The organism is Nostoc sp. KVJ20, assembly GCF_001712795.1.
Taxonomy (GTDB): domain Bacteria; phylum Cyanobacteriota; class Cyanobacteriia; order Cyanobacteriales; family Nostocaceae; genus Nostoc.
The window spans coordinates 25,345-45,120 of record NZ_KV757587.1 but is presented as its reverse complement, the minus strand read 5'-3'; the positions used below and the strand labels follow the sequence as shown (position 1 = coordinate 45,120).

Here is a 19,776-nt window from a genome sequence, read left to right as displayed (position 1 = left end):
ATTGAAACTGCTTTTACTCAAGTCTCGTTAACTGATATTTATAATTGGTTTACCCATTCTTGTTACTGTACTTCACCAGACTGAGAAATGCTATAAGAAGTCTAAATTACTTACCAACACTTAATACTAGACCTTCATGGGCTATTATTGCCTGAGGAAAAGCAGATTTAATATCGACCTGAACCTGATCAAGAAAATCATCATGGTCATCTGGGTGATGGTGAGAAATAGCTAGCCGTTGGACGCCAGCACCAAGAGCTGTATTCACCGCAGCTTGCCAAAGTAAATCAGCAGAGTCATGGTTGTGAGATGTAGGGGGAGTGTAAGTAGCATTGGCAATCAGCAAATCAACGCCTTTAATAAATTCTAAAATTCGCTCTCGCTCCACTTGTTCAGCATTTTGGTGCAAATCCGTGATGTAAGCAACACTATACTCTTGCCAAGTAACTCGGTAGCCAACTGACCGCTGGGTTTGATTAATTAATGCAGTTGTAATGGTGACATCATCTAACTTCACCTCACTGTCTGGAGTGAGATTATAAAACTGCAATTCCGACTGCATTACCTGTAAAGGGTAAGGAAAGTGTGGCTGGAGCATCTGATCGTACAGACATTGTTTGATGGAAGCTCCATTTGAGGCAGCTGTGCCATAAATGTGGAAGCAATTTTCCACAATAAATGCTGGAGCAAAAAAGGGAAACCCTTGAATACGATTTGATTGGCAGTTGGTAAAAAATAAATGGGCTTCTAGTGGCTGTTGTAGTTCTTGCCAAGTTTTACCTAGTATACGTAAGCCAGTACCGCCATCAAAAATCAAGCGTTTCCCAGCGACCTGCATTTCTAGACAAGCGGTATTACCGCCATAACGATTGGTGTTGCTACTTGGAGTGGGAATCAAACCTCTCACACCCCAGAATTGCACGAGAAATTCACCTGATGGACTGCTTGGCAGGGTAGCTGACTTTTCAGGTATGTAGCTTTGGGAACCCGACGACTCAAAATTTGACATTTTTCTTGAAATTAGACCTTACTGAGCAGGTCATCGTAGCGCCGTACTTCCAACAGCCTGTTTTTTTCGTCCACAATGACTACCGTAGGAGAGTAACTTTTTAACTCTTCTGAAGTGAACTGCCCGTAAGTCATTATAATCAAGCGATCGCCAATAATGCCTAGACGTGCCGCACCTCCATTTAATTCAATTACTCCTGAATTGGCTGGAGCCGGGATCGCATAAGTAATAAAGCGCTGGCCGTTGGCATTATTAACTACTTGCACCTGCTCGTAGGGTAAGATACCAGCTTTTTCTAAAAGCATTTCATCGATGCTGATACTACCTACATAGTTGATATTGGCCCCTGTGAGGGTGCAGTTATGAATTTTTGCCAAAAGGAGAGTACGCTGCATTTTGGTTTGGGGTTGGTGGCAGATTTTAAAATCCGTAACAAGGGAAAGTTAGCAAAGTGAAGTGAGGAATTAGGAGTGAGGAGTTAGGAATAAAAATTCATAACTCTTAACTCCTAACTCCTAACTCCTCTATTATCCTCTATAAGCTTTGACGGATTTTTCTACTAAAGCTGCAACCTTATCCACATCTTGCCAACCAAGAATTTCAGTCACCTTTTTTTCCAAATTTTTATAACTACGGAAAAATTCAGCAATTTCATCTAAGCGGTGTGGCGCTACGTCTTTCAAAGATTTTACTTGAGTGTAGCGTGGATCTTTGTCAGGAACACAAAGGATTTTCTCATCGCGATCGCCACCGTCAATCATCTCCAAAAAGCCAATCGGTCGTGCAGCAATAACACAACCTGGAAAGGTCGGCTCGTCAATTATGACCATACCATCTAGGGGATCGCCATCATCAGCTAAAGTATTGGGTACAAAGCCGTAATCATAAGGATACTTTACCGAGGAATAAAGTACTCGGTCTAGAGCAAAAGCTTCTAGTTCCTTGTCGTATTCGTATTTATTTTTACTTCCGCCAGCAATTTCGATCAAAACGTTGATTAGACCCGGTTTCGGTTGGGCAGGAATACGAGATAAATCCACAAAAAACTCCTCTGATAACAGTGAATCATGGGGGCACTCAGTCAGCTTCGCTCCCCGTGTAGAATTTTAAGGCAATATGGATCTCTTCCCAAGGTATTCATTCCACAACACGGGGTTCGGGGAAAGGGACTTCCAACTAAAAAAAATATCCCATTGCTTTGGCAAGAAGGGGGATCTTGCGCGGGGGAGGAAGAATCTAATGATCATCTTCGCTCCAAAAAATGGGAAAAGCGTTACGAAGTTTATTCGTAACGCTTTTTCCAAGAGGGTATTTATGGATATCCTCTGCCCTTGATTACTGTCAGAGGGATTTCTGCCCCTATTCTGTCAAGACAACTGAAATCTGGAGTCACACAATACAGATTCAGCTTATTCCCGATGAACGACATCTACATCTACAAAGGCTGTCTCAAAATCAGTTTTCTTCTTTTTGTAGCTTTCCTACCGGTGGAATACTAGTGGGAAGCTTTATCAATCTTTGCTGCCTTGTAGGTTTTGGATCAGGGGTTGCTGGTTATTTTGAACATCAGTTGAAGAATAGTGGGCGATGACAAATACGGGTAGGACAAGAGTCAACAGAGCGATCGCAGTTCCCACAATGTCTGCCAAACGTTGGGAATATGTGTCGGCATTGGCAGACTGGCTATTTGAATTCATACAAAATTGAAGTTCTTCGTAACACTGTGTAGGTCTACTCTCTGATTGAGAGTCTCAATTCTATTTTAGCTATTTTTAAACTGTAAAATGTGTAGCATTCTACAACTTAAACCAGTTCTAAAACTGTCATAATAGCATTTTTATACATGGACTTCTTAATACAAACTTACAACTAAACCAATCATGTTTTATTTTGTAATTAATATTTTCAGATGTTTCCCTGTATGGTGTAACGGTTCGCATACGCAAAACCAACTTTGACAGCATCATAAATTACATTTTTTCGCTGCTTAAAGATTAATTAGCAAAACATATTTGTCCGATACTTCATGATTATAACATCCTACAATGCCTTTGATAAGGTCATTTTACTAGAATTGATAATTTGTGATACAGAATACAAAACAGCAATTGCACTGATAAACAAGCAGTACTTTTGATTGTCATACGCAAAAATATTTGACACCAGAGAAGAAATGGGTAGGAATGATTTTTGTAACCAGTGATAGCTACCGAATAAATACAGATATATCAACTGTATTAGGCAGCATAGATTCAGTGATATCACTCAAGAATTATTTAAGAATTTAAAGTTTCAAATCTATTTAATATCACAGTATTTTTGTCAATCTATATATAGGTAGAGTAAAAAATGTTTTGAGAAAGTAGCGTAGATGGTTATGTCAAACTTTGCTCATCTCTGAAAAAAATACTTAATCCCAATTTCTAGATCCTCAATTTGTCTGGATAATTCTTTGTAAGCGTTCAGAGGGGGGTAGAAGAAAATTACCATGAGGCGATTAGGTAGCGATCGCGCCTGGGGAGACTCAAAACATTCCCAATTCTCAGTTTCCACTGTTAAAATTAACATCACTTTCAGACAATGAAAGCTCTTCGCTGATTTGAATTGGCGGCTCGTAGTCATTTCCCCACGGCTCCAAACGAAAGTTTTGCGATCGCCAAAAGCTACTTACATAGTTTTCCTCAGACATTACCTTGTATTTGGCTTAGTGAGGTCTATGTTGTTAACATTACACGTAATTCCCGAATCATTCTCTATTTTAGGAATCATTTAGGTCTTGGAAACTTTTGTTGATGGCCATCTAGATATGAACAAACCCACCGCATTGCAGAAAGGATATATCTAAAGACCAAAACGATTTTAGCTGATACTGCACTATCAGCTAAACTTTGCCCTGTAGAGTTGAAAACACTTATTTAATTATTTAAAAACGTAGGATTTAATTTCTTGCTCTATTTGCTCACTAATAATCTCAGTTCCCATACTGGGTTTATCGAGGTTGACTCTAACAAAGTTTGTTTTGTCTTCGGCTGTAAATTTTTTATTATTATCAGAGTCTTTGATAATTTTTAGGAAAATTGCATTTTGACTTGGAACAACAACCCAACTGATTATTCGAGTATTATTTGGGGTAATTTGCTGGAGGTTCTTACCTGATAAATCAGAAAGATAACCGATAGTAGCATCTTCGCTGCTGAGTTTTTTATCTGTATTGGTGTCTTGGTCAACAATTCTATACAACCAAAATCTTGTAGTTGGCTTGTTTGCTGCTTTTACCTCCAATAAATCAAAGGAGGTAATAATGGCTTTTTTATTTAATAAAAGATGAGCTTCACCATCTTGTTTCCTATAAAAGATGATGTTATACAATTGGTTATTTCTTTCATAAGAACGTGAAAGTTTTAAATCAATTCCTTTATCTTCATTCTGCTCTGCAACAGTGACGGGAATCATTAGATAATCTGATTGTTCTTTAATGATTAAATCGCCATAGACAATATTTTGTTGGGAGTTTGGTTTGTCAGTTGCTTTTGCCTGTTCTGTTTTGCTGCTAACAGAAGACTTACAAGAGAAAGAAAGGGTCGCAATAATAATCGCTGTAGTAATTTTATTTAAAAAGCTATAAACTCTCATCATCAAATTCTTCTCGCAGGATACGTTGTTGTCTTATTTTATTCCCTGCTGGAAAATTAGCCAGTGTCTTAATTTGAGTTTATATTTTACAAAACGAGCAACAGAAGTGGGCTTGTTTTTCTAACAAAAATAATTGAAGTACTCTAACCAAAAGATTTTAGCTTTTTGGGCACATTAACTGTCTTTTGTTAATGTTATTTTAATCTCACGACTAGCTCCTCAAGCTTTAATTTCGGCACTCTCTGCTGTACTGAGAAAATTATATCAGAATAAAATACCAAAAACCTGGTCGAGGTTGACCAGGTTTTCTTGAGTTCACAGTTTTCAAATTGTTAAACTAATTAAGTAATTGAAAATTCATAACTAAGGTGGACTGAAAAACTAACAAACTCAGCATTCTTGCGTTTTTCCGCTTTAGGATTTGGCTTTGCCTTCTACATTAGGCTTTTTGCCACTTTTCTCACATTTGATATGCTGAAATTTGCTTGGGTTGATGACACGGGGACACTAAGTCATTTACCCTTTTGTTTGGTTTTATTTTGTTTTGGTGTCCTACTATTTAAATTAGCACTTAGCTTCTAAATTGCAACCCTTGGTTTACTAAAGTTGACCTTTTGTTAGATTTTGCAATCTAGAGCTATAAGATTTGATCCCTAACTTTCTCTTTATGAAAGTTCAAGGGATCTTGGATAGATAAGCATGGCTAACGCAACTGCATTGTCACCAATTCCACATAATTTGATTATCATCCAGATAGTCGGTAAAAGTACGTCAATGGCGTCAATTTCTGCCAATTGGGCGGCTAATGCGTTGTCTCGCGCTTGTTGGACATAACGCGCTCCGGCGATAGCATTTGTTTGGGGTTGAGCAATTAACCACGCCAAAGCTAACTGAGCAAGAGTACAATTATGAAGAAGGGCTATAGGACGCAGTTTCCCTAGGCTCTGATACTTTTAATCGAGTCTGCATCCTCAATTTCCACCCACATTCTTTTACCAGCTTGCCAAGTTCTCATCAAGATGGGTGTGATTTGCACATCAGAAGTACCTAGCGTAGGCGTTGGCGTAGCCTCTCATGGAGAAGCCCTTCGTAGACATCGCTTTTCCATAACTGCTTCCTAATTCATTCCCTTGGACAGTTCATACTTTATTGGTTTTAGCTTGAAATTAAATCAGAATTACAATAGATGCTGATGGAATTGACTACAACTTTTCATGCCCTCAAAGAATGGGCAGTGGCCGTAAATGCCTTGGAAGATGGCAAAACAATTATGTTGCTCCGCAAAGGCGGTATCCATGAACGAAATGGACACTTCCAAGTTGCCCACAAGCAAGTTTTGCTTTACCCTACCTATGAACATCAACAAGCTTTCATGCTGAAAGCTGAGTATGCCAATGGTGTTTATCCAGTGACATCAGGCTGGCATCCTGAAACAGTTCGCATCGGCAGTTGGGCTGAAATTACGGATATTTTGCCAGTTAGTGACGAGTCTATTGTCAACACCTTGCTTCCCTTCCATATTTGGAACGAGCATTTTATTAGCGATCGCCTCAAATGGAAACCACGTCAACCGCTTTATATTCTTCTTCTGCGGACGTATAAACTACCCCAAGAGCAAGAAATTTCCTATTACGCCAAATACTCTGGCTGTAAGTCATGGATTGATTTAGATGAACCAATTCAGTTACAAGCAGCAAAACCAGTTTTATCTAACTTCACATACATCCAACTAGTAGAGACAATTCGCGAGATTGTTGGCGATAAGTTGTATGCTCCATCCTTCTAATGACCAACATATTCGACAATTAAAACGATGAAAAAACCGTGGTTGCTGAAAATTTAACCACGGTTTTTGCTTTATAAAACTTTACTTTTGTTAGTGTCTACAGACAATTAATCGCGGCCATTTATGGCAATTAGCAACCGCAAGATAAAGACGAACAAGTTGATGTAAGTTAAATACATCGATAAAGCAGCAGGAAGATATTGGTCATCGCTGTAAGTGCGGGGCAAGATATAAAAATCGACAACAGAAACCCCAACAAATAGAAATACTCCTAAACCGGAGATGGCGATTTCTAACCAATTTGGTGTGTAAACACCAAACATAGCAAATCCGAATTGGGCTAGACAGACAACCACCAAGGCGATAACGCCGAGATTGATGGTTTTTGTCAAAGCCATGCCATCTTGTTCAGAAAGATTTGAACCTATTTGACGGGCGAAAATAAAAGTGACGCCGCAACCCAGAGCAGCCAACCCAATGCCTTGAATGCCAACACCTTGGGATCTCAAAGCGACAAATACCAAGCCACTGAGAGTATATCCAGATAAGAGGCTGTAGGTTGCCAACAAGGGTAGTGCAAGTCCCTTATTACCTTTTTGGGCAACATTTTGGGCAACAAAGAACAAAATTAATTCCAAAATCACCGCACCAATGAAGGTGGGAAAGAATATTTCGGGGTTAGTACGGATAACTCCCAAACCACCGTAAGTTCCTAATGCTGTTAGCACCAATCCACCACCAACGTAGGGGAGGGCGTTGGCAATCACATTTGGGCCAACGAGGGCATGAGACTTAGCCTCACGGATAGCTTCACGAAAATTACTGGTATTGCTCATATTGAAAAACTGTTGTTTAGGAAAACGTTCTGCTTATTACTATTCTTACCAATATTTGAAGAAGAAGTCAGAATTCAGGAGTCAGGAGTCAGAATTCTGACTCCTGACTCCTGAATCAAGACGGCTAAAAGCGAACGTGGACTCGCTACCGCTACGCTATCCGCCACTCCTACAGAATTCATACTGAATTCTGACTCCTGACCCCTGAATTCTGTTTCGATAAATTTGCAATTAATTCAGTGCCGATCAAATTGCACTCAATATGACAGATAAGTATTAAGTCAGTCATGCATTTTTCAGCATAAATAGCTAGTTTTTGTTGCAAAAGCTAAAGATTATTTACCATTCAAGAGTTATATAAAAAGCAAAAATAACTTGTAACAGAGAGGTTCGCAAAATCATGCGTACAAATACTGAATTGTGGAGTTCGACCCCTAACAAGTTCAGTGAAACGACGATGGCTTATTCTTCCCTGACTCAGCAAAATAATAACAGCTTAGAAGAAAATATACGCAACTCCATTTTCTCAGGAATAGGAGTTACAACAAGGGAATGTATATGGCAACAAGTGAGTCCTCTTTACGAACTGATGGTATAGAATTATTGCACTTGTACCACCAGAATCCTTCTATTAAACTTCGTAATAAACTTGTACAGTTACATACTGGCTTAGTGCGGAAGATGGCTCATAAATTCAGCCATCAATGTAATGAACCTTATGAAGATTTAGAACAAATTGGGTATTTTGGTTTGATTAGGGCTATTGAGCGTTTCGACCCTAGCCAAGGATATGCTTTTAGTTCCTTTGCAGTGCCATATATTCGCGGTGAAATGCTGCACTTTTTGCGCGATCGCAGTACTCTATTAAAAATTCCCCGTCGTTGGCAAGAATTATACAATGAAGGGCAAAAGATTCGCAAGGACTTGGCAATGTCTTTAGGTCGTCAGCCCAAGGATGCTGAAATTGCCAGCCAACTTCGGGTATCTGTGCAAGAATGGCAAGAAACCAAATTAGCTGCTCAAAACCGGATGCCTTTGAGTTTAGATGCAACCGCAGTTAACTATGTTGATTGCCAAATAACCTTGGGTGAAGCACTTCCTTGTCCTCGTTCTCATGTGCTTCTGCAACAAGAAGAAGAACGCCAACAACTCCAAGGTGCAATCAATATGTTGGAAGAAAAACCCCGCATGGCAGTTGAAATGGTATTCTTGAAGGAACTTTCTCGCAAGGATGCTGCTAAAAACATTGGTACTAGTCCAATGACTGTAACTCGCTATCTGCAAAAGGGAATTCAAGATTTGATTTGTTATTTGCAACCGCAGGTAATGCCCACTGGATCTTGATGTCATTAGTCAATGGTCAGTGGTTGGTAGAAAAGCAACTGACAAATAACTAATAAACTAATTATCGAGATTTTAAATCAGCGATCGCACCTTTGGTCATAGCAGCAATAGCTTGATCTGTAGCTTTCGGCAAATGATAATATTTACCGCCTGCTGTTTGCGATAATTCTTTGGCAAAGCCAGTAGACACAAATTTACTTTCTGTATCAATTACTAATAGTTGCATCCCCAAAGAACGGATTCTGGCAGCAATTTCTAATAATTCTCCTTTGATATCTGACTTTTCTCCTGGTTCTAGCTGTTCGCCCAAAGAACGCGCTAAAGGAATATTACCCCGCCCATCGGTGATTGCGACAAGGACAACTTGCCCAATATCTCCACTCATCTGAGCATTTAAGCCGACGCGCACAGCTTGAGTTAAACCATGTGCTAAAGGTGAACCCCCACCACAGGGCAACCTTTCCAAACGGTTACGCGCCAAAGCAATAGAACGTGTTGGAGGCAATAATACCTCCGCTTGTTCTCCTCGGAAGGGAATTAATGCTATTTGGTCGCGGTTTTGATAAGCTTCAGTCAACAGTTGCATCACTGCACCTTTAGCCGATTGCATTCGATTCAGGGCCATTGAGCCAGAAGCATCTACCACAAATACTACCAACGCTCCGGCTTTACGTACCAGGCGTTTCGAGCGAATATCGGGCTGTTCGACAATAACTTTTCTATCTGGTTGTCTTTCTCTGCGTGCTTTTTGATAAGGAGCCGCAGCTCTCAAGGTAGCATCTACTGCAATGCGTCGCGCTTTCCCTTTGGGTAACATTGGCTTAATATAGCGTCCCCTGTCATCGGAAAAGATGATACTTCGACTACCAGATTTACCTTGCCGCTTCGCTGTTTGAGTAAAGTAAAGCACGCTGTCATCAAGAATTACCCCTTCTGGATCAAAGATAAACTCTTCCGGAATATCGGGGGGTTCTTGTTCTTGATTTTCTTCTTGTTCTTCTTGTTCTTCTTGTTCCTCTTCTGATTCGTCCTGGGGTTCTTCTTGATTCTGTTGCGGCGGCGGTGGAGGGGGTGGCGGTGCTTGATCTGGTGGTGGTGTCTGCACAACCGTGGCGCGTGGTACAATTACCAATTCCACTGCACGGCGCAAATCTTCGGCATTAACTGTTGTTCGTCCCTCTAAAGCCGCGGCAGCTTTGGCAACCCGCGTGGCGAATAACTCGGCGCGATGTCCCTGAACTCCGCCACGAATAGCTTCATCCACTAAGTAGGCAATTTGTTCGTGGGTGATGATTACTTCTTTCAACCATTCCCGCGCCAAGATGATTTGGGTTTTGAGGGAGTCTAAATCTTCGTTGTACTGTTGGAGAAAGTCTTGGGGAGATTTAGAATAAGCGATCGCAACTTCTACTGCTTCTACTCTTTGATCTAAGCCGAGTACACCGTCAGCAGAGAGTGCGATCGCAATTCTATCTAACAAATGCTCCCGTAATCCGCCTTCTTCTGGATTGTAAGTCGCAATAAATAGGGATTTGCACGGATGCTGAAAACTAATCCCTTCCCGTTCGATCTGGTTGCGTCCCTCAGATAATACTGTTAAAAGCTGATTTGATATTTGGTCATCTAATAAATTAATTTCATCTACGTACAGTACACCCCGGTTGGCTGTAGCGAGTAAACCGGGCTGAAAAATCGTATCACCTTGTTTTACCGACTTTTCCACATCCACTGAACCTAGGAGTCGGTCTTCTGTGATACCTAGAGGAATTTGCAAAAAAGGCGCAGGGATGATTTCGACGGGAACATCTTGAATATTTTTATCTGCGTACTCCGCCAATAATTGATCGTCCCATTCTTCTGGATGGTTGGGGTCACAATTGCTGATTGAACCTTTGACAACTTCAATGGGCGGTAGTAGAGCGTGGATAGCACGAGCCATTACAGATTTTGCCGTACCGCGACGACCTGCGATCGCTACTCCTCCCAAACCAGGATCAACTGCGGCTAACAGTAAGGCTAATTTAATTGCTTCTTGACCGACTACGGCTGTCAAGGGAAAAGCAGTGATTGTGGGATTGATAGTAGGCGCAGGCATTGTTTGCTTATATAGCGAGTCTCGGCCTTTAGCATACCAATTTCTGACACATTTAGAATAAGTATTATGGCAATGAGAGAAAGGTAAGGTTATGAGTATTGCTCAGGCGAAACGCTTCACACTGGATGAATACCACAGGCTTGGAGAATTGGGCTTTTTTCATGAAGATGACCACATTGAATTAATCAACGGGGAAATTATTGAAATGGCATCTAAAGGTACAGCTCATGAAACTTGTTTAAGAAAACTGTGGAAGGAACTCCCCAAAATACTGGGAGACAAGGCTACTTTGCAATCACAAGCGCCGATTGCTTTGCCACCTAATAGCGAACCTGAGCCTGATTTTGCGATTGTTCAAAACCGTGCTGATGATTATCTGTCGGGTCATCCTAAAGCGGCTGATGTGTTTTTAGTAATGGAGGTTTCAGATTCTTCTTTGGCCTATGACCAAGACGTTAAAATACCTCTCTATGCTAAAGGAGGTATTACTGATTATTGGATATTCAATTTATTCGATAATTATTTGGAAGCTTACAGTGAACCATATCAGGATAATCAAGGCAGATATGGTTATTCAAATAAGCGAATTTTACTGTCAGATGAGATAATAACTTTTCCCTGCTTCCCTGATTTATATCTTGATTTAGCTAAGGTTTTTCCGCCAAAGCGAAATTTTTAAACTTTGTTATAGGATTCAGTCATAAGACAAAGGATTAAGTTTTATGGCTTATAGTGATTTTAAACTTATTGAAGTTATTGATTCTTTTGGGTTAGTTATCCACGAATCATCTGGACTATTCGCAAATGTGCAGGAGCAAGAATGTAGCGATTTGTTATCTACTCTTCTTAGGGAAAATGTTGATTTAGCAGTAGCGATAAGTTCGGAAAAAGCTCGAAGTGAAATGATAATCAGTCCAATTTTATTAGAAATTAGACGCAAATTTAATTATGAAATAAGCTTTTTTTCGGGAGTTGATTTTACTGTTGATAGCCAGCGAGGATTAAATGGCTTTTGTGATTTTATTTTGAGTCTTTCTTCGGAGCAGTTGCTTGTCCGTAGTCCGGTGATTGTCTTAGTAGAAAGTAAAAATGAGAATTTGAGGTCTGATTTAGCCCAATGTATTGCCGAAATGGTAGCTGCTCAGTTATTTAACGAAAGAGGTGGAAATCAAATAAAAGCTATATATGGTGCTGTTACTATCGGCACTATCTGGCAATTTCTCAAGCTTGAAGGCAATGTAGTTTCTATTGATTTGAGTGAATATTATATTAAGGATATTAAGAAAATTTTAGGTATTTTGTATGGTGCGATCGCCCAAAGTAAGTCTTAAATTGATTGTTGTAAACTTTGAATTTATCTTTGTGACAAATTTCAAATAAGTGTTTAAAATAAATATTTAATTAAACAAGTGATCTAAAAATATCTAAATGGCTATTAGCAATAACGAACGAGTTGGCAGAGCCTTAACTATTTTACATCAGGGGTTATACCCTTATTTTGAGAGGGAAATGCAGAAAGTCCACGGTGAGCGCTGGTTGATAGTAGCAACATCTTGTATATCCGATGAGCAAACAGTAAAGCACAACATAGACGATGATGTTTCTGTCTTGCTGAAAGTAATGAGCAAGCAGTGGGATAAAGTCTTCAAAAGAAAGCTGAGTTATGGTGAACGTGCTTTAGTGAGTGAAATTATTGAAGTCCGCAACAAACAGGCACATCAAAATGTAAAGCATTTCTCTTATGAAGATACTTATCGGGCACTTGATAGTATTGTTAGACTCCTTAAAGCCATCTCAGCATCAGAAGCAGATATTATAGAAAAACAAAAACAAGAAGTTCTACGACTTCTTTCTCCAAAACAGGCTGAAGAAGTCCGTATAAGAGAAAGTTTAGATGAAATATTAAAAAACCTCCCCTTTCAAGATGCTTCTCTCCTACTTCGTGCGCTAACCCACACATCATATATGCATGAAAACCCTAATTCAGGTGAAGATAATGAACGACTGGAGTTTTTGGGTGATGCCTTACTAAATTTCCTGAGTGGCGAGTATCTATATCGTCGTTATCCAGACACAAAAGAGGGCGATTTAACACCTTTACGTTCTCGGTTGGTAGATAAACCGCAGTTAGCAAAGTTTGCTGTTAGTTTAGACTTGGGTCGATGGATGCGGCTAGGTAGGGGTGCAGCAAAAGATGGAGGACGAACACAATCTAGCTTGCTCAGTAACACTTTTGAAGCTATTATTGGTGCTTATTTTCTAGATTCTGGAGTTGATTCAGTCCGAGATTTTGTGGAACCATTGTTTGATTCAGCAATAGTTGAAAACTCACCTGTTCCTCATAAATCTGATAGCAACTCCAAGAATTTTGTAGACTCCAAAAATCGCTTTCAAGAATGGGTGCAACGCAGCGTTACTCCAACTCCTCCCAAATATTTCACAGAACAAATAGGAGGTTCTCCTCACGCACCAGAATTTATTGCAAAAGTATTGGTAGATGGAAAAATTTACGGCGAAGGCAACGGACGTAATAAAAGAGATGCAGAAAAAGCTGCTGCTGAAGATGCACTAGCTAAGTTGAAAAAACAAGGTTTGTTATAGTTTATGGGTTCATAAATTTTGAGAATTTTAAAATTATAAGCTTTCTAACACTGAAAAAACGCAAAAAAATGAGGGTGGAGTATACCATCCTCATTTTACTTTTTGTTACTTTACTCATTTCCAGATAGTAGCCGGAAAAGAGTCAACTATTACAGTTGCGGTACATACTGTTGCTTCTCTGGTACTTCAGCATACTCAGCTACAATCTGGCGGAATTCTTCGCCGTCAATGGTTTCTTTTTCGATGAGCAAATCTACTAAGCGATCGGTGACAGTGCGATGGTCACGGATGATATTCTTAGCATTGTCGTAGCACTGCTCAACAATTTCTCTGACTTGAGCATCAATGCGAGAAGCAATGGATTCGGAATACTCAGATCGGGTTGTCCAATCACGACCCAAGAATACTTCTCCCTGCTGGCTTTCTAAGGACAGTGGGCCTAAGTCGGACATCCCGAACCGAGTCACCATCTGCCGTGCCATTCCCGATAATTGCTGCAAGTCTCCACCAGCGCCAGTTGTGACTTCCGCAGCCCCAAAAATCACCTCTTCAGCGGCGCGACCACCCAAAGCACCAGTAATTCTGGCTTTCAACTGAGAACGGGAAATTAATCCTTGTTCTTCATTGGGTGTAAACCAAGTTAAACCCTGTGCTTGTCCCCGTGGAATTAGGGTAACTTTCTGTACTGGGTCATGGTCTTTTAACAAAGTCCCCACTAAGGCGTGTCCAATTTCGTGGTAGGCAATTAAGCGCTTGCTCTTGCTATCTACCAATGGAGTACCTTCCATCCCTGCAACTACGCGATCCACTGCATCATCAATTTCGCGGAGAGTGATCGCTTCTTTGCGTCTTCTCGCAGTGAGAATTGCTGCTTCGTTGAGTAAGTTAGCTAAGTCAGCACCAGTGAATCCAGGAGTACGACGAGCGATCGCATCTAAGGATACGCTAGTGTCTAGTTTCTTGTTCCGCGCATGGACTTGTAAGATTTCCAAACGCCCTTTGATATCGGGTGCATCGACTGTTACTTGGCGGTCAAAGCGACCGGGACGCAACAAGGCTGAGTCTAGTACATCGGGACGGTTGGTAGCAGCAATAATAATGATGCCTGTGTTACCTTCAAACCCGTCCATTTCGGTGAGCAATTGGTTGAGGGTTTGCTCTCTCTCGTCGTTACCACCACCGATACCAGCACCCCGTTGGCGTCCAACGGCGTCGATTTCATCGATGAAGATGATACAGGGGGCGTTGTCTTTAGCTTTCTTAAACAAATCGCGGACGCGGGATGCACCCACACCAACGAACATTTCCACAAATTCTGAGCCGGAAATACTGAAGAAAGGTACACCTGCTTCACCAGCGATCGCTTTTGCTAGTAAAGTTTTACCAGTTCCAGGAGGCCCAACTAACAGCACTCCCTTGGGAATCCGTGCGCCCACAGCGGTAAATCTTTCTGGCTGCTTCAGGAAGGTGACAACTTCTTGCAATTCTTCTTTAGCTTCTTCAATCCCAGCTACGTCGTCAAATTTGACTCCGGTTTTTGCTTCCATTTGGAAACGCGCTTTGGATTTGCCGAAGTTCATCGCTTGACCTGGCCCGCCGGGAAGGTTGCTAGAACGCCGGAACAAAAAGAACAGCCCGGTAATCAATAAAACTGGAAAGATGAGATTGCCCAACAATCCCCAAATTGCGCCATCATTCCGCATGGGGTGAGCATCAAAACTAATGGCTTTCTCTTTGAGCTTGCTAATTAACTCAGGAGCGTTAATAGGCAAATCCACACGCCACCTTTGGACACGATTTTCGATGTCTGGATCGCGGGCTTCTATAATTGCTGTCCTACCGCCTTCGTAAAGATCCACGCTGCTGACGCGATCGCCGTCCAGGTATTCTAGAAAGCGACCATAGGTCATGCGGGTATTGGCTGCATTCTTACTCATGTCAGTAGGAGCGCCTGCAAAAGCCCCTTGCCAGAAGAAAAAGCCAATTACCAAAGCTGGCAATGTCCAGAGTACTGCGACTTTCCAAGAGAATTTCATCTTAATTTGCCTTTAGATGCCTATACAACTCATCAGCCTTAGCAACGGAATGTTCATCACTCTGTTACTTTAAGCTGTTAAACGGATGTCTATAAATCCATTTTGTTTAATTTGATCTCTTATATGCATTGCTATAAAGCGATTAGAGCATTATGGCGATGCCAACAAGAATCTTAATCAAAGTTAACTTAATTTTAATACAAAATCGCACGAGAAAAAGGAGCGCAACGGGATGCAAAGACACGGAGAATTTCTCCAGAATACTCCTCGTGTTGTTTAAGCCCTTCTCAATCATCATTCTGGGGAACTGGGGACTGGGAAACTGGGGACTGGGGACTGGTAAAAATTAGTTGAACCCTAATTTTTAATCTAATTGTCAATACCTAATCCCTAATCCCCAGTACCCAATCCCCAATCCCCTACTTAGCTTCTGTAATTTGTAAAGTGTAAGGAAGATATTTGCCTTTTTCGTAGGAACCAACCCAAATTTGGTAACTTCCAGGTAGCCATTCACCAACAATGCCGGCATTTTTGCCATCAAAATCGTCATTGCACCAAGTACCACCGGGCCCCTTGATAGTTATGGTGGTGTCTTCAGGACTTTGCACTTGTAGCTTTAGGTAGTCAAATTTACTTGTTAGCGCTAATGTGTGGTCTGGGGTTTGATCAACAAATCCGTTACAAGGGCCGGTGGCTGTTTCACTTCTCCCAGCTACTTGATTCCCAGATATTGAACCACCACTCATCCCGCGAACTGTCAAAGGGTCTGGGGAAAACTGAGGGCTAATAGTGACATCTCCAAATATCGTTGGTGCTTCCTGAGCATCAGCATCAGTAACAGGGTTAACCGTCGATATGATGAAGAGTGTAACTATCATGAACGATAATCTCATCCCTCTATTGAGCGCTTGTGTCGGCATTGTAATTACGTTCGCTTCTAAGTGTTTTTGAAGACATTAATTTTACACACCAAGTTCCCAACGTGAGGAGAATTGACTACCTATTTTAGATTTGAAATTGGGGATAATTCATGAGTAATTAGTCAATGATTTTTGGTTCTTATAGTTGCTCTACCTTATGGATAGGGGCGCACGTTTGTGCGCCCCTAAAATCTAAAATATTTCTAAAATCCGGAAGTAATCGCTAATTCACTGCCGTTATTGCTTTACTCAAGCGCGATTTATCTAAACCAATCTGATTTAGTAGCAACCAAGATTGAATCAGATCAGGCCCATGAACATCTCCAGTTAAGGCTGCTCGGAGCGATCGCATTACTAAGCCTTTTTTGACTTTTTGCTCTTTCACCACTTGTTTGATAATATCCTGGGCGGCGGCTTCCGATAGTTGCGGCTGGTTTTCCAAAGCTGTGACAATCGCCTCAAGGACAGCAGCAGAACCTTCTTGTTTCAGTTGTGTGCTACCTTCGTCGCTAAATTCAACTGTGTCAGTAAAAAACAGTTGGCTTTGAGCTACTCCATCTACTAAACGAGTCAAACTCTGACTAATTAAAGTTACTAGCTGTTCTAACCAAGGGCGTTCTCTTCCACCATCAAATTTATACCCAGCCGCTTGCCAATAGGGGATGAGTAAATCTGTAAGTTTATCTACTGGCGTTTTGTGGATATACTGGCTGTTCAACCAGTCCAGCTTATCCCAGTCAAACTTTGCACCTGCTTTATTTACACGCTCAAAGCCAAATTCTTTGGCTGCTGATTCTAAGGTAAATATTTCTTGCGTCGAGTCTGGTGGCGACCAACCCAGCAATGTCATGTAATTCACCAAGCCTTCAGCAGTAAAGCCCATTTTCTGAAAGTCAGAAATGGAAGTGACGCCATCCCGCTTGGAAAGCTTGCGTCCTTCCATGTTCAAAATCAGCGGTGTGTGGGAAAACTCTGGGATTTTTGCACCCATTGCTTCATACAACAGAATTTGCTTGGCGGTGTTGGCGATATGGTCTTCTCCCCGGATGACATGGGTGATTTGCATATCTATGTCATCCACTACAACGACAAAGTTGTATAAAGGTTGACCGCTACCCTCGTCTGAAGCGCGGGCGATGACCATATCACCACCTAAATCGCTACCTCGCCAAGACATTTTTCCCCTTACTAGGTCATTCCAGACGATTTCGCGCTCATCTTCGATTTTGAAACGAATTACAGAAGAACGACCTTCTGCTTCAAAAGCGGCGCGTTGTTCTGGTGTAAGGTTGCGGTGACGATTGTCATAGCGAGGAGCTTCGCCTCTAGCTTTTTGGGCTTCTCGGAGAGTTTCTAATTCTTCTGAGGTGGTGTAGCAGCGATAGGCTAATCCTCGCTCTAGTAGTTTTTGTACTTCTCCTTTATAAAGATCCAGGCGTTGGGATTGGAAAAATGGCCCTTCATCCCAGTTAAGCCCTAGCCAGCGCAGTCCTTCAAGAATATTGTCGGTGTATTCGGGACGCGATCGCTCTAAATCTGTGTCTTCTATTCGCAGTATAAATTTCCCGCCGTGGTGACGGGCAAATAACCAGTTAAATACAGCCGTTCTAGCTGTACCAATATGTAAATTTCCGGTTGGACTCGGCGCAATTCGGACTCTAACAGTCACAGTTAATTCTCTCTTTCGCAAAGCATGATAAATGTAGCTTATATTCAAACCCTGAATTCTGAGCCAATCCCTTTGGGTAATTCAAAATTCAAAATCACCGAACTTAACTCCGGTGATTCACTACTCATAAATTTAGAACGGGACTGACGGGGCTCGAACCCGCAACTTCCGCCGTGACAGGGCGGTGCTCTAACCAATTGAACTACAGTCCCTTGTTTGGCAACTTTGCTATTATCACTATTTTTTTTTTACTTGTCAAGTGTTTTGGAGTTGGAAATTAGAAATTATTTTTGTCTCATCTCTTCAAGGTGGAAATTTTTCGTTAAAACCTTGATAATACAACCTGTGGTTCTGATTCGAGATGCTGCAATATTCGGCATTGCATTTGTTTATACTGCTGCTTTAATAGCTGTTTGCTCAACTGGGGTTGAGAAGTGGGTGGTAGACTATGACTCTGTTGCACCCAGGTTTTCAACATTTGCCGCTGAGTTGGCTCGATGCGACTGCTAAGAACTTTGATGCAAGAATTTGGCGCTTCCAGAGTAAAGAAAATCAACGGATACTGCTCATTTTCAGCCAGTAAACTTACCAACCGAAGATTTTGGGGATTTTGCATATCTAAGTAGCACGGTAGCCACTTAGGAGCCAATTGCCGATTGTAGAGTACAGTTACCCACAATAGCATTGGGTGAGGGGATGTCATAAAGATAAACTGGTTGTAACGGCTAGAAACTGCATAGTTTTTGATTTCTTGTTTAGACAACATCAACCATAGCGCTGTCATAGATCCTTGTGGGGTATCTAGAAGCTGAGGAAAAACAATTTCTTGAATTGGTTTATTTTGAGGCCACAAAAGTTGCCGATAACTTTGTTCTACTGTGATTGGTAATCCAGAATCTAAGGGACGGCTAAGGATAGAATTAGAGCCTAAAGTTGTAGGTAAGCTGGGACAACTAGACTGTTCTAAACTATTTAAGACTTGCAAAACTTGAGCGATATTTTGTGGTCGATCGCTTGCTTTTTTAGCAAGACAAGACATGATTAAATTATTTAGTTTTTGAGGTAATTTAAGAGAGGGTTTAACATCTGCGATCGCTTTTGGTTGTTCAAAGTGATGTGCTTTATACCAAGCACCAAAATAGTCTGTTTCTGGTTGCCAAGGTTTTTTCCCTGTGAGCATCTCAAACATCATCACACCGAGGCTATAAATATCAGATCGACTATCTAATTTTTCCCCATCTAGTTGTTCTGGAGAACAGTAGGGTAAAGTGCCATTAAATCCCCTACTTGTACTAGCTGTTGATGCATAATTTAAAAATCTAGCAATCCCAAAATCGAGAATTTTAACTAACTGACCCAATATCGGATCGGGAATAACTAATATATTGGCAGGTTTTATATCTCTATGAACCAAGGGACAAATTTTGCCATCAATATTAATACCTTGATGAGCGGATTCTAACCCTAAACAAATTTGCCGAGAGATAGTTAAAAAGATGGGCAGAGATAGCGGAATTAAATCCTTTAAACTCTTGCCACATAAATATTCCATAACGTAGTATGGTTTACCTTTCTCATTCACACCATAATCATACGCCCGTACTATGTGTATGCTCTTTTGACTTAAAGCTGCACTCATTAAAGCTTCACGAGCAAAGTCTTGTTGCATCTTAGTATCGACAACAGTTTGAGTCAAAAACTTGATAGCAACTGGTATGCCTCCTAACAAAATATCATTTGCTAAAAAAACTTCACCCATACCACCGCTACCAATTAATTGCTTGAGTTGATAACGATTGGCAAGCAAGCCCGTACTATTTGGAGATGTAAATAAGCTCTGATTCACT

The 19,776-nt window shown here is 41.1% G+C and carries 18 protein-coding genes and 1 tRNA gene; 5 read left to right on the top strand and 14 right to left on the bottom strand.

What is annotated here, in order from left to right; genetic code table 11:
• Positions 1-106: 106 nt before the first annotated feature.
• The 7 genes from A4S05_RS10095 to A4S05_RS10065 all read right to left on the bottom strand — a co-directional run bounded on the left by A4S05_RS10095 (position 107) and on the right by A4S05_RS10065 (position 5,565).
• Positions 107-1,009, bottom strand: coding sequence for an MBL fold metallo-hydrolase (locus A4S05_RS10095; RefSeq protein ID WP_069069696.1), 903 nt, complete (start codon positions 1,007-1,009; stop codon positions 107-109).
• Between the two features lie 11 nt (positions 1,010-1,020).
• Positions 1,021-1,404, bottom strand: a complete 384-nt coding sequence (gene panD, locus A4S05_RS10090; RefSeq protein WP_069069695.1) for an aspartate 1-decarboxylase — start codon at positions 1,402-1,404, stop codon at positions 1,021-1,023.
• Between the two features lie 132 nt (positions 1,405-1,536).
• Positions 1,537-2,049, bottom strand: coding sequence for an inorganic diphosphatase (locus A4S05_RS10085; RefSeq protein ID WP_069069694.1), 513 nt, complete (start codon positions 2,047-2,049; stop codon positions 1,537-1,539).
• Positions 2,050-2,520: 471 nt separating this feature from the next.
• Positions 2,521-2,706 (bottom strand): TLTLP motif-containing protein, encoded by a 186-nt coding sequence (locus A4S05_RS10075; protein WP_069069692.1) that lies wholly within the window; start codon positions 2,704-2,706, stop codon positions 2,521-2,523.
• A gap of 845 nt (positions 2,707-3,551) precedes the next feature.
• Positions 3,552-3,698 carry a hypothetical protein gene (locus A4S05_RS41460; protein ID WP_176726963.1) on the bottom strand — a complete coding sequence of 49 codons (147 nt, stop codon included), beginning with the start codon at positions 3,696-3,698 and terminating at the stop codon, positions 3,552-3,554.
• A 230-nt stretch (positions 3,699-3,928) separates the two neighbouring features.
• On the bottom strand, positions 3,929-4,642 hold the full coding sequence (locus A4S05_RS10070; protein WP_069069699.1) for a hypothetical protein: 714 nt from the start codon (positions 4,640-4,642) through the stop codon (positions 3,929-3,931).
• A 665-nt stretch (positions 4,643-5,307) separates the two neighbouring features.
• Positions 5,308-5,565, bottom strand: a complete 258-nt coding sequence (locus A4S05_RS10065; RefSeq protein WP_370684419.1) for a hypothetical protein — start codon at positions 5,563-5,565, stop codon at positions 5,308-5,310.
• A gap of 263 nt (positions 5,566-5,828) precedes the next feature.
• Between A4S05_RS10065 and A4S05_RS10060 the strand changes: the two genes are divergently transcribed.
• Entirely contained in the window at positions 5,829-6,428 is a 600-nt protein-coding gene (locus tag A4S05_RS10060) for a DUF1802 family protein (protein WP_069069690.1), read from the top strand.
• A gap of 107 nt (positions 6,429-6,535) precedes the next feature.
• On the opposite strand, the gene A4S05_RS10055 is transcribed toward A4S05_RS10060, so the two are convergent.
• Positions 6,536-7,264: a Bax inhibitor-1/YccA family protein gene (locus A4S05_RS10055; RefSeq protein WP_069069689.1), complete on the bottom strand. Its 729-nt coding sequence runs from the start codon at positions 7,262-7,264 to the stop codon at positions 6,536-6,538.
• A 558-nt stretch (positions 7,265-7,822) separates the two neighbouring features.
• On the opposite strand from A4S05_RS10055, the gene A4S05_RS10050 reads away from it, so the two are divergent.
• Positions 7,823-8,608, top strand: a complete 786-nt coding sequence (locus A4S05_RS10050) for an RNA polymerase sigma factor SigF (RefSeq protein WP_069069688.1) — start codon at positions 7,823-7,825, stop codon at positions 8,606-8,608.
• A gap of 61 nt (positions 8,609-8,669) precedes the next feature.
• On the opposite strand, the gene bchD is transcribed toward A4S05_RS10050, so the two are convergent.
• Positions 8,670-10,703 (bottom strand): magnesium chelatase ATPase subunit D, encoded by a 2,034-nt coding sequence (gene bchD / locus A4S05_RS10045; RefSeq protein WP_069069687.1) that lies wholly within the window; start codon positions 10,701-10,703, stop codon positions 8,670-8,672.
• A gap of 91 nt (positions 10,704-10,794) precedes the next feature.
• On the opposite strand from bchD, the gene A4S05_RS10040 reads away from it, so the two are divergent.
• From A4S05_RS10040 to rnc, 3 genes are all read left to right on the top strand, one after another.
• Positions 10,795-11,382 carry a Uma2 family endonuclease gene (locus A4S05_RS10040; RefSeq protein WP_069069686.1) on the top strand — a complete coding sequence of 196 codons (588 nt, stop codon included), beginning with the start codon at positions 10,795-10,797 and terminating at the stop codon, positions 11,380-11,382.
• A gap of 43 nt (positions 11,383-11,425) precedes the next feature.
• Positions 11,426-12,034: a hypothetical protein gene (locus A4S05_RS10035; protein ID WP_069069685.1), complete on the top strand. Its 609-nt coding sequence runs from the start codon at positions 11,426-11,428 to the stop codon at positions 12,032-12,034.
• A 97-nt stretch (positions 12,035-12,131) separates the two neighbouring features.
• Positions 12,132-13,304: a ribonuclease III gene (gene rnc, locus A4S05_RS44190; RefSeq protein WP_176726962.1), complete on the top strand. Its 1,173-nt coding sequence runs from the start codon at positions 12,132-12,134 to the stop codon at positions 13,302-13,304.
• 149 nt (positions 13,305-13,453) lie between these two features.
• On the opposite strand, the gene ftsH2 is transcribed toward rnc, so the two are convergent.
• The 5 genes from ftsH2 to A4S05_RS10005 all read right to left on the bottom strand — a co-directional run bounded on the left by ftsH2 (position 13,454) and on the right by A4S05_RS10005 (position 19,775).
• Positions 13,454-15,340 (bottom strand): ATP-dependent zinc metalloprotease FtsH2, encoded by a 1,887-nt coding sequence (ftsH2, locus tag A4S05_RS10025; protein WP_069069684.1) that lies wholly within the window; start codon positions 15,338-15,340, stop codon positions 13,454-13,456.
• Between the two features lie 419 nt (positions 15,341-15,759).
• The gene (locus tag A4S05_RS10020; RefSeq protein ID WP_084227064.1) at positions 15,760-16,260 is read right to left on the bottom strand and encodes a hypothetical protein; all 501 of its coding nucleotides are present in this window, start codon (positions 16,258-16,260) and stop codon (positions 15,760-15,762) included.
• A gap of 223 nt (positions 16,261-16,483) precedes the next feature.
• The gene (gltX, locus tag A4S05_RS10015) at positions 16,484-17,929 is read right to left on the bottom strand and encodes a glutamate--tRNA ligase (protein WP_069069682.1); all 1,446 of its coding nucleotides are present in this window, start codon (positions 17,927-17,929) and stop codon (positions 16,484-16,486) included.
• A gap of 138 nt (positions 17,930-18,067) precedes the next feature.
• Positions 18,068-18,141: transfer RNA gene (locus A4S05_RS10010), tRNA-Asp, on the bottom strand.
• Between the two features lie 110 nt (positions 18,142-18,251).
• Complete coding sequence (locus A4S05_RS10005; RefSeq protein ID WP_069069697.1) at positions 18,252-19,775, bottom strand: serine/threonine protein kinase; 1,524 nt, start codon at positions 19,773-19,775, stop codon at positions 18,252-18,254.
• Position 19,776: the final 1 nt, after the last annotated feature.

Coding starts and splice junctions, on each gene's coding strand:
- A4S05_RS10095 (WP_069069696.1), bottom strand. CDS start 1,009: ATGTCAAATTTTGAGTCGTCGGGTTCCCAAAGCTACATACCTGAAAAG.
- panD (WP_069069695.1), bottom strand. CDS start 1,404: ATGCAGCGTACTCTCCTTTTGGCAAAAATTCATAACTGCACCCTCACA.
- A4S05_RS10075 (WP_069069692.1), bottom strand. CDS start 2,706: ATGAATTCAAATAGCCAGTCTGCCAATGCCGACACATATTCCCAACGT.
- A4S05_RS41460 (WP_176726963.1), bottom strand. CDS start 3,698: ATGTCTGAGGAAAACTATGTAAGTAGCTTTTGGCGATCGCAAAACTTT.
- A4S05_RS10070 (WP_069069699.1), bottom strand. CDS start 4,642: ATGAGAGTTTATAGCTTTTTAAATAAAATTACTACAGCGATTATTATT.
- A4S05_RS10060 (WP_069069690.1), top strand. CDS start 5,829: ATGCTGATGGAATTGACTACAACTTTTCATGCCCTCAAAGAATGGGCA.
- A4S05_RS10055 (WP_069069689.1), bottom strand. CDS start 7,264: ATGAGCAATACCAGTAATTTTCGTGAAGCTATCCGTGAGGCTAAGTCT.
- A4S05_RS10050 (WP_069069688.1), top strand. CDS start 7,823: ATGGCAACAAGTGAGTCCTCTTTACGAACTGATGGTATAGAATTATTG.
- bchD (WP_069069687.1), bottom strand. CDS start 10,703: ATGCCTGCGCCTACTATCAATCCCACAATCACTGCTTTTCCCTTGACA.
- A4S05_RS10040 (WP_069069686.1), top strand. CDS start 10,795: ATGAGTATTGCTCAGGCGAAACGCTTCACACTGGATGAATACCACAGG.
- A4S05_RS10035 (WP_069069685.1), top strand. CDS start 11,426: ATGGCTTATAGTGATTTTAAACTTATTGAAGTTATTGATTCTTTTGGG.
- rnc (WP_176726962.1), top strand. CDS start 12,132: ATGGCTATTAGCAATAACGAACGAGTTGGCAGAGCCTTAACTATTTTA.
- ftsH2 (WP_069069684.1), bottom strand. CDS start 15,340: ATGAAATTCTCTTGGAAAGTCGCAGTACTCTGGACATTGCCAGCTTTG.
- A4S05_RS10020 (WP_084227064.1), bottom strand. CDS start 16,260: ATGCCGACACAAGCGCTCAATAGAGGGATGAGATTATCGTTCATGATA.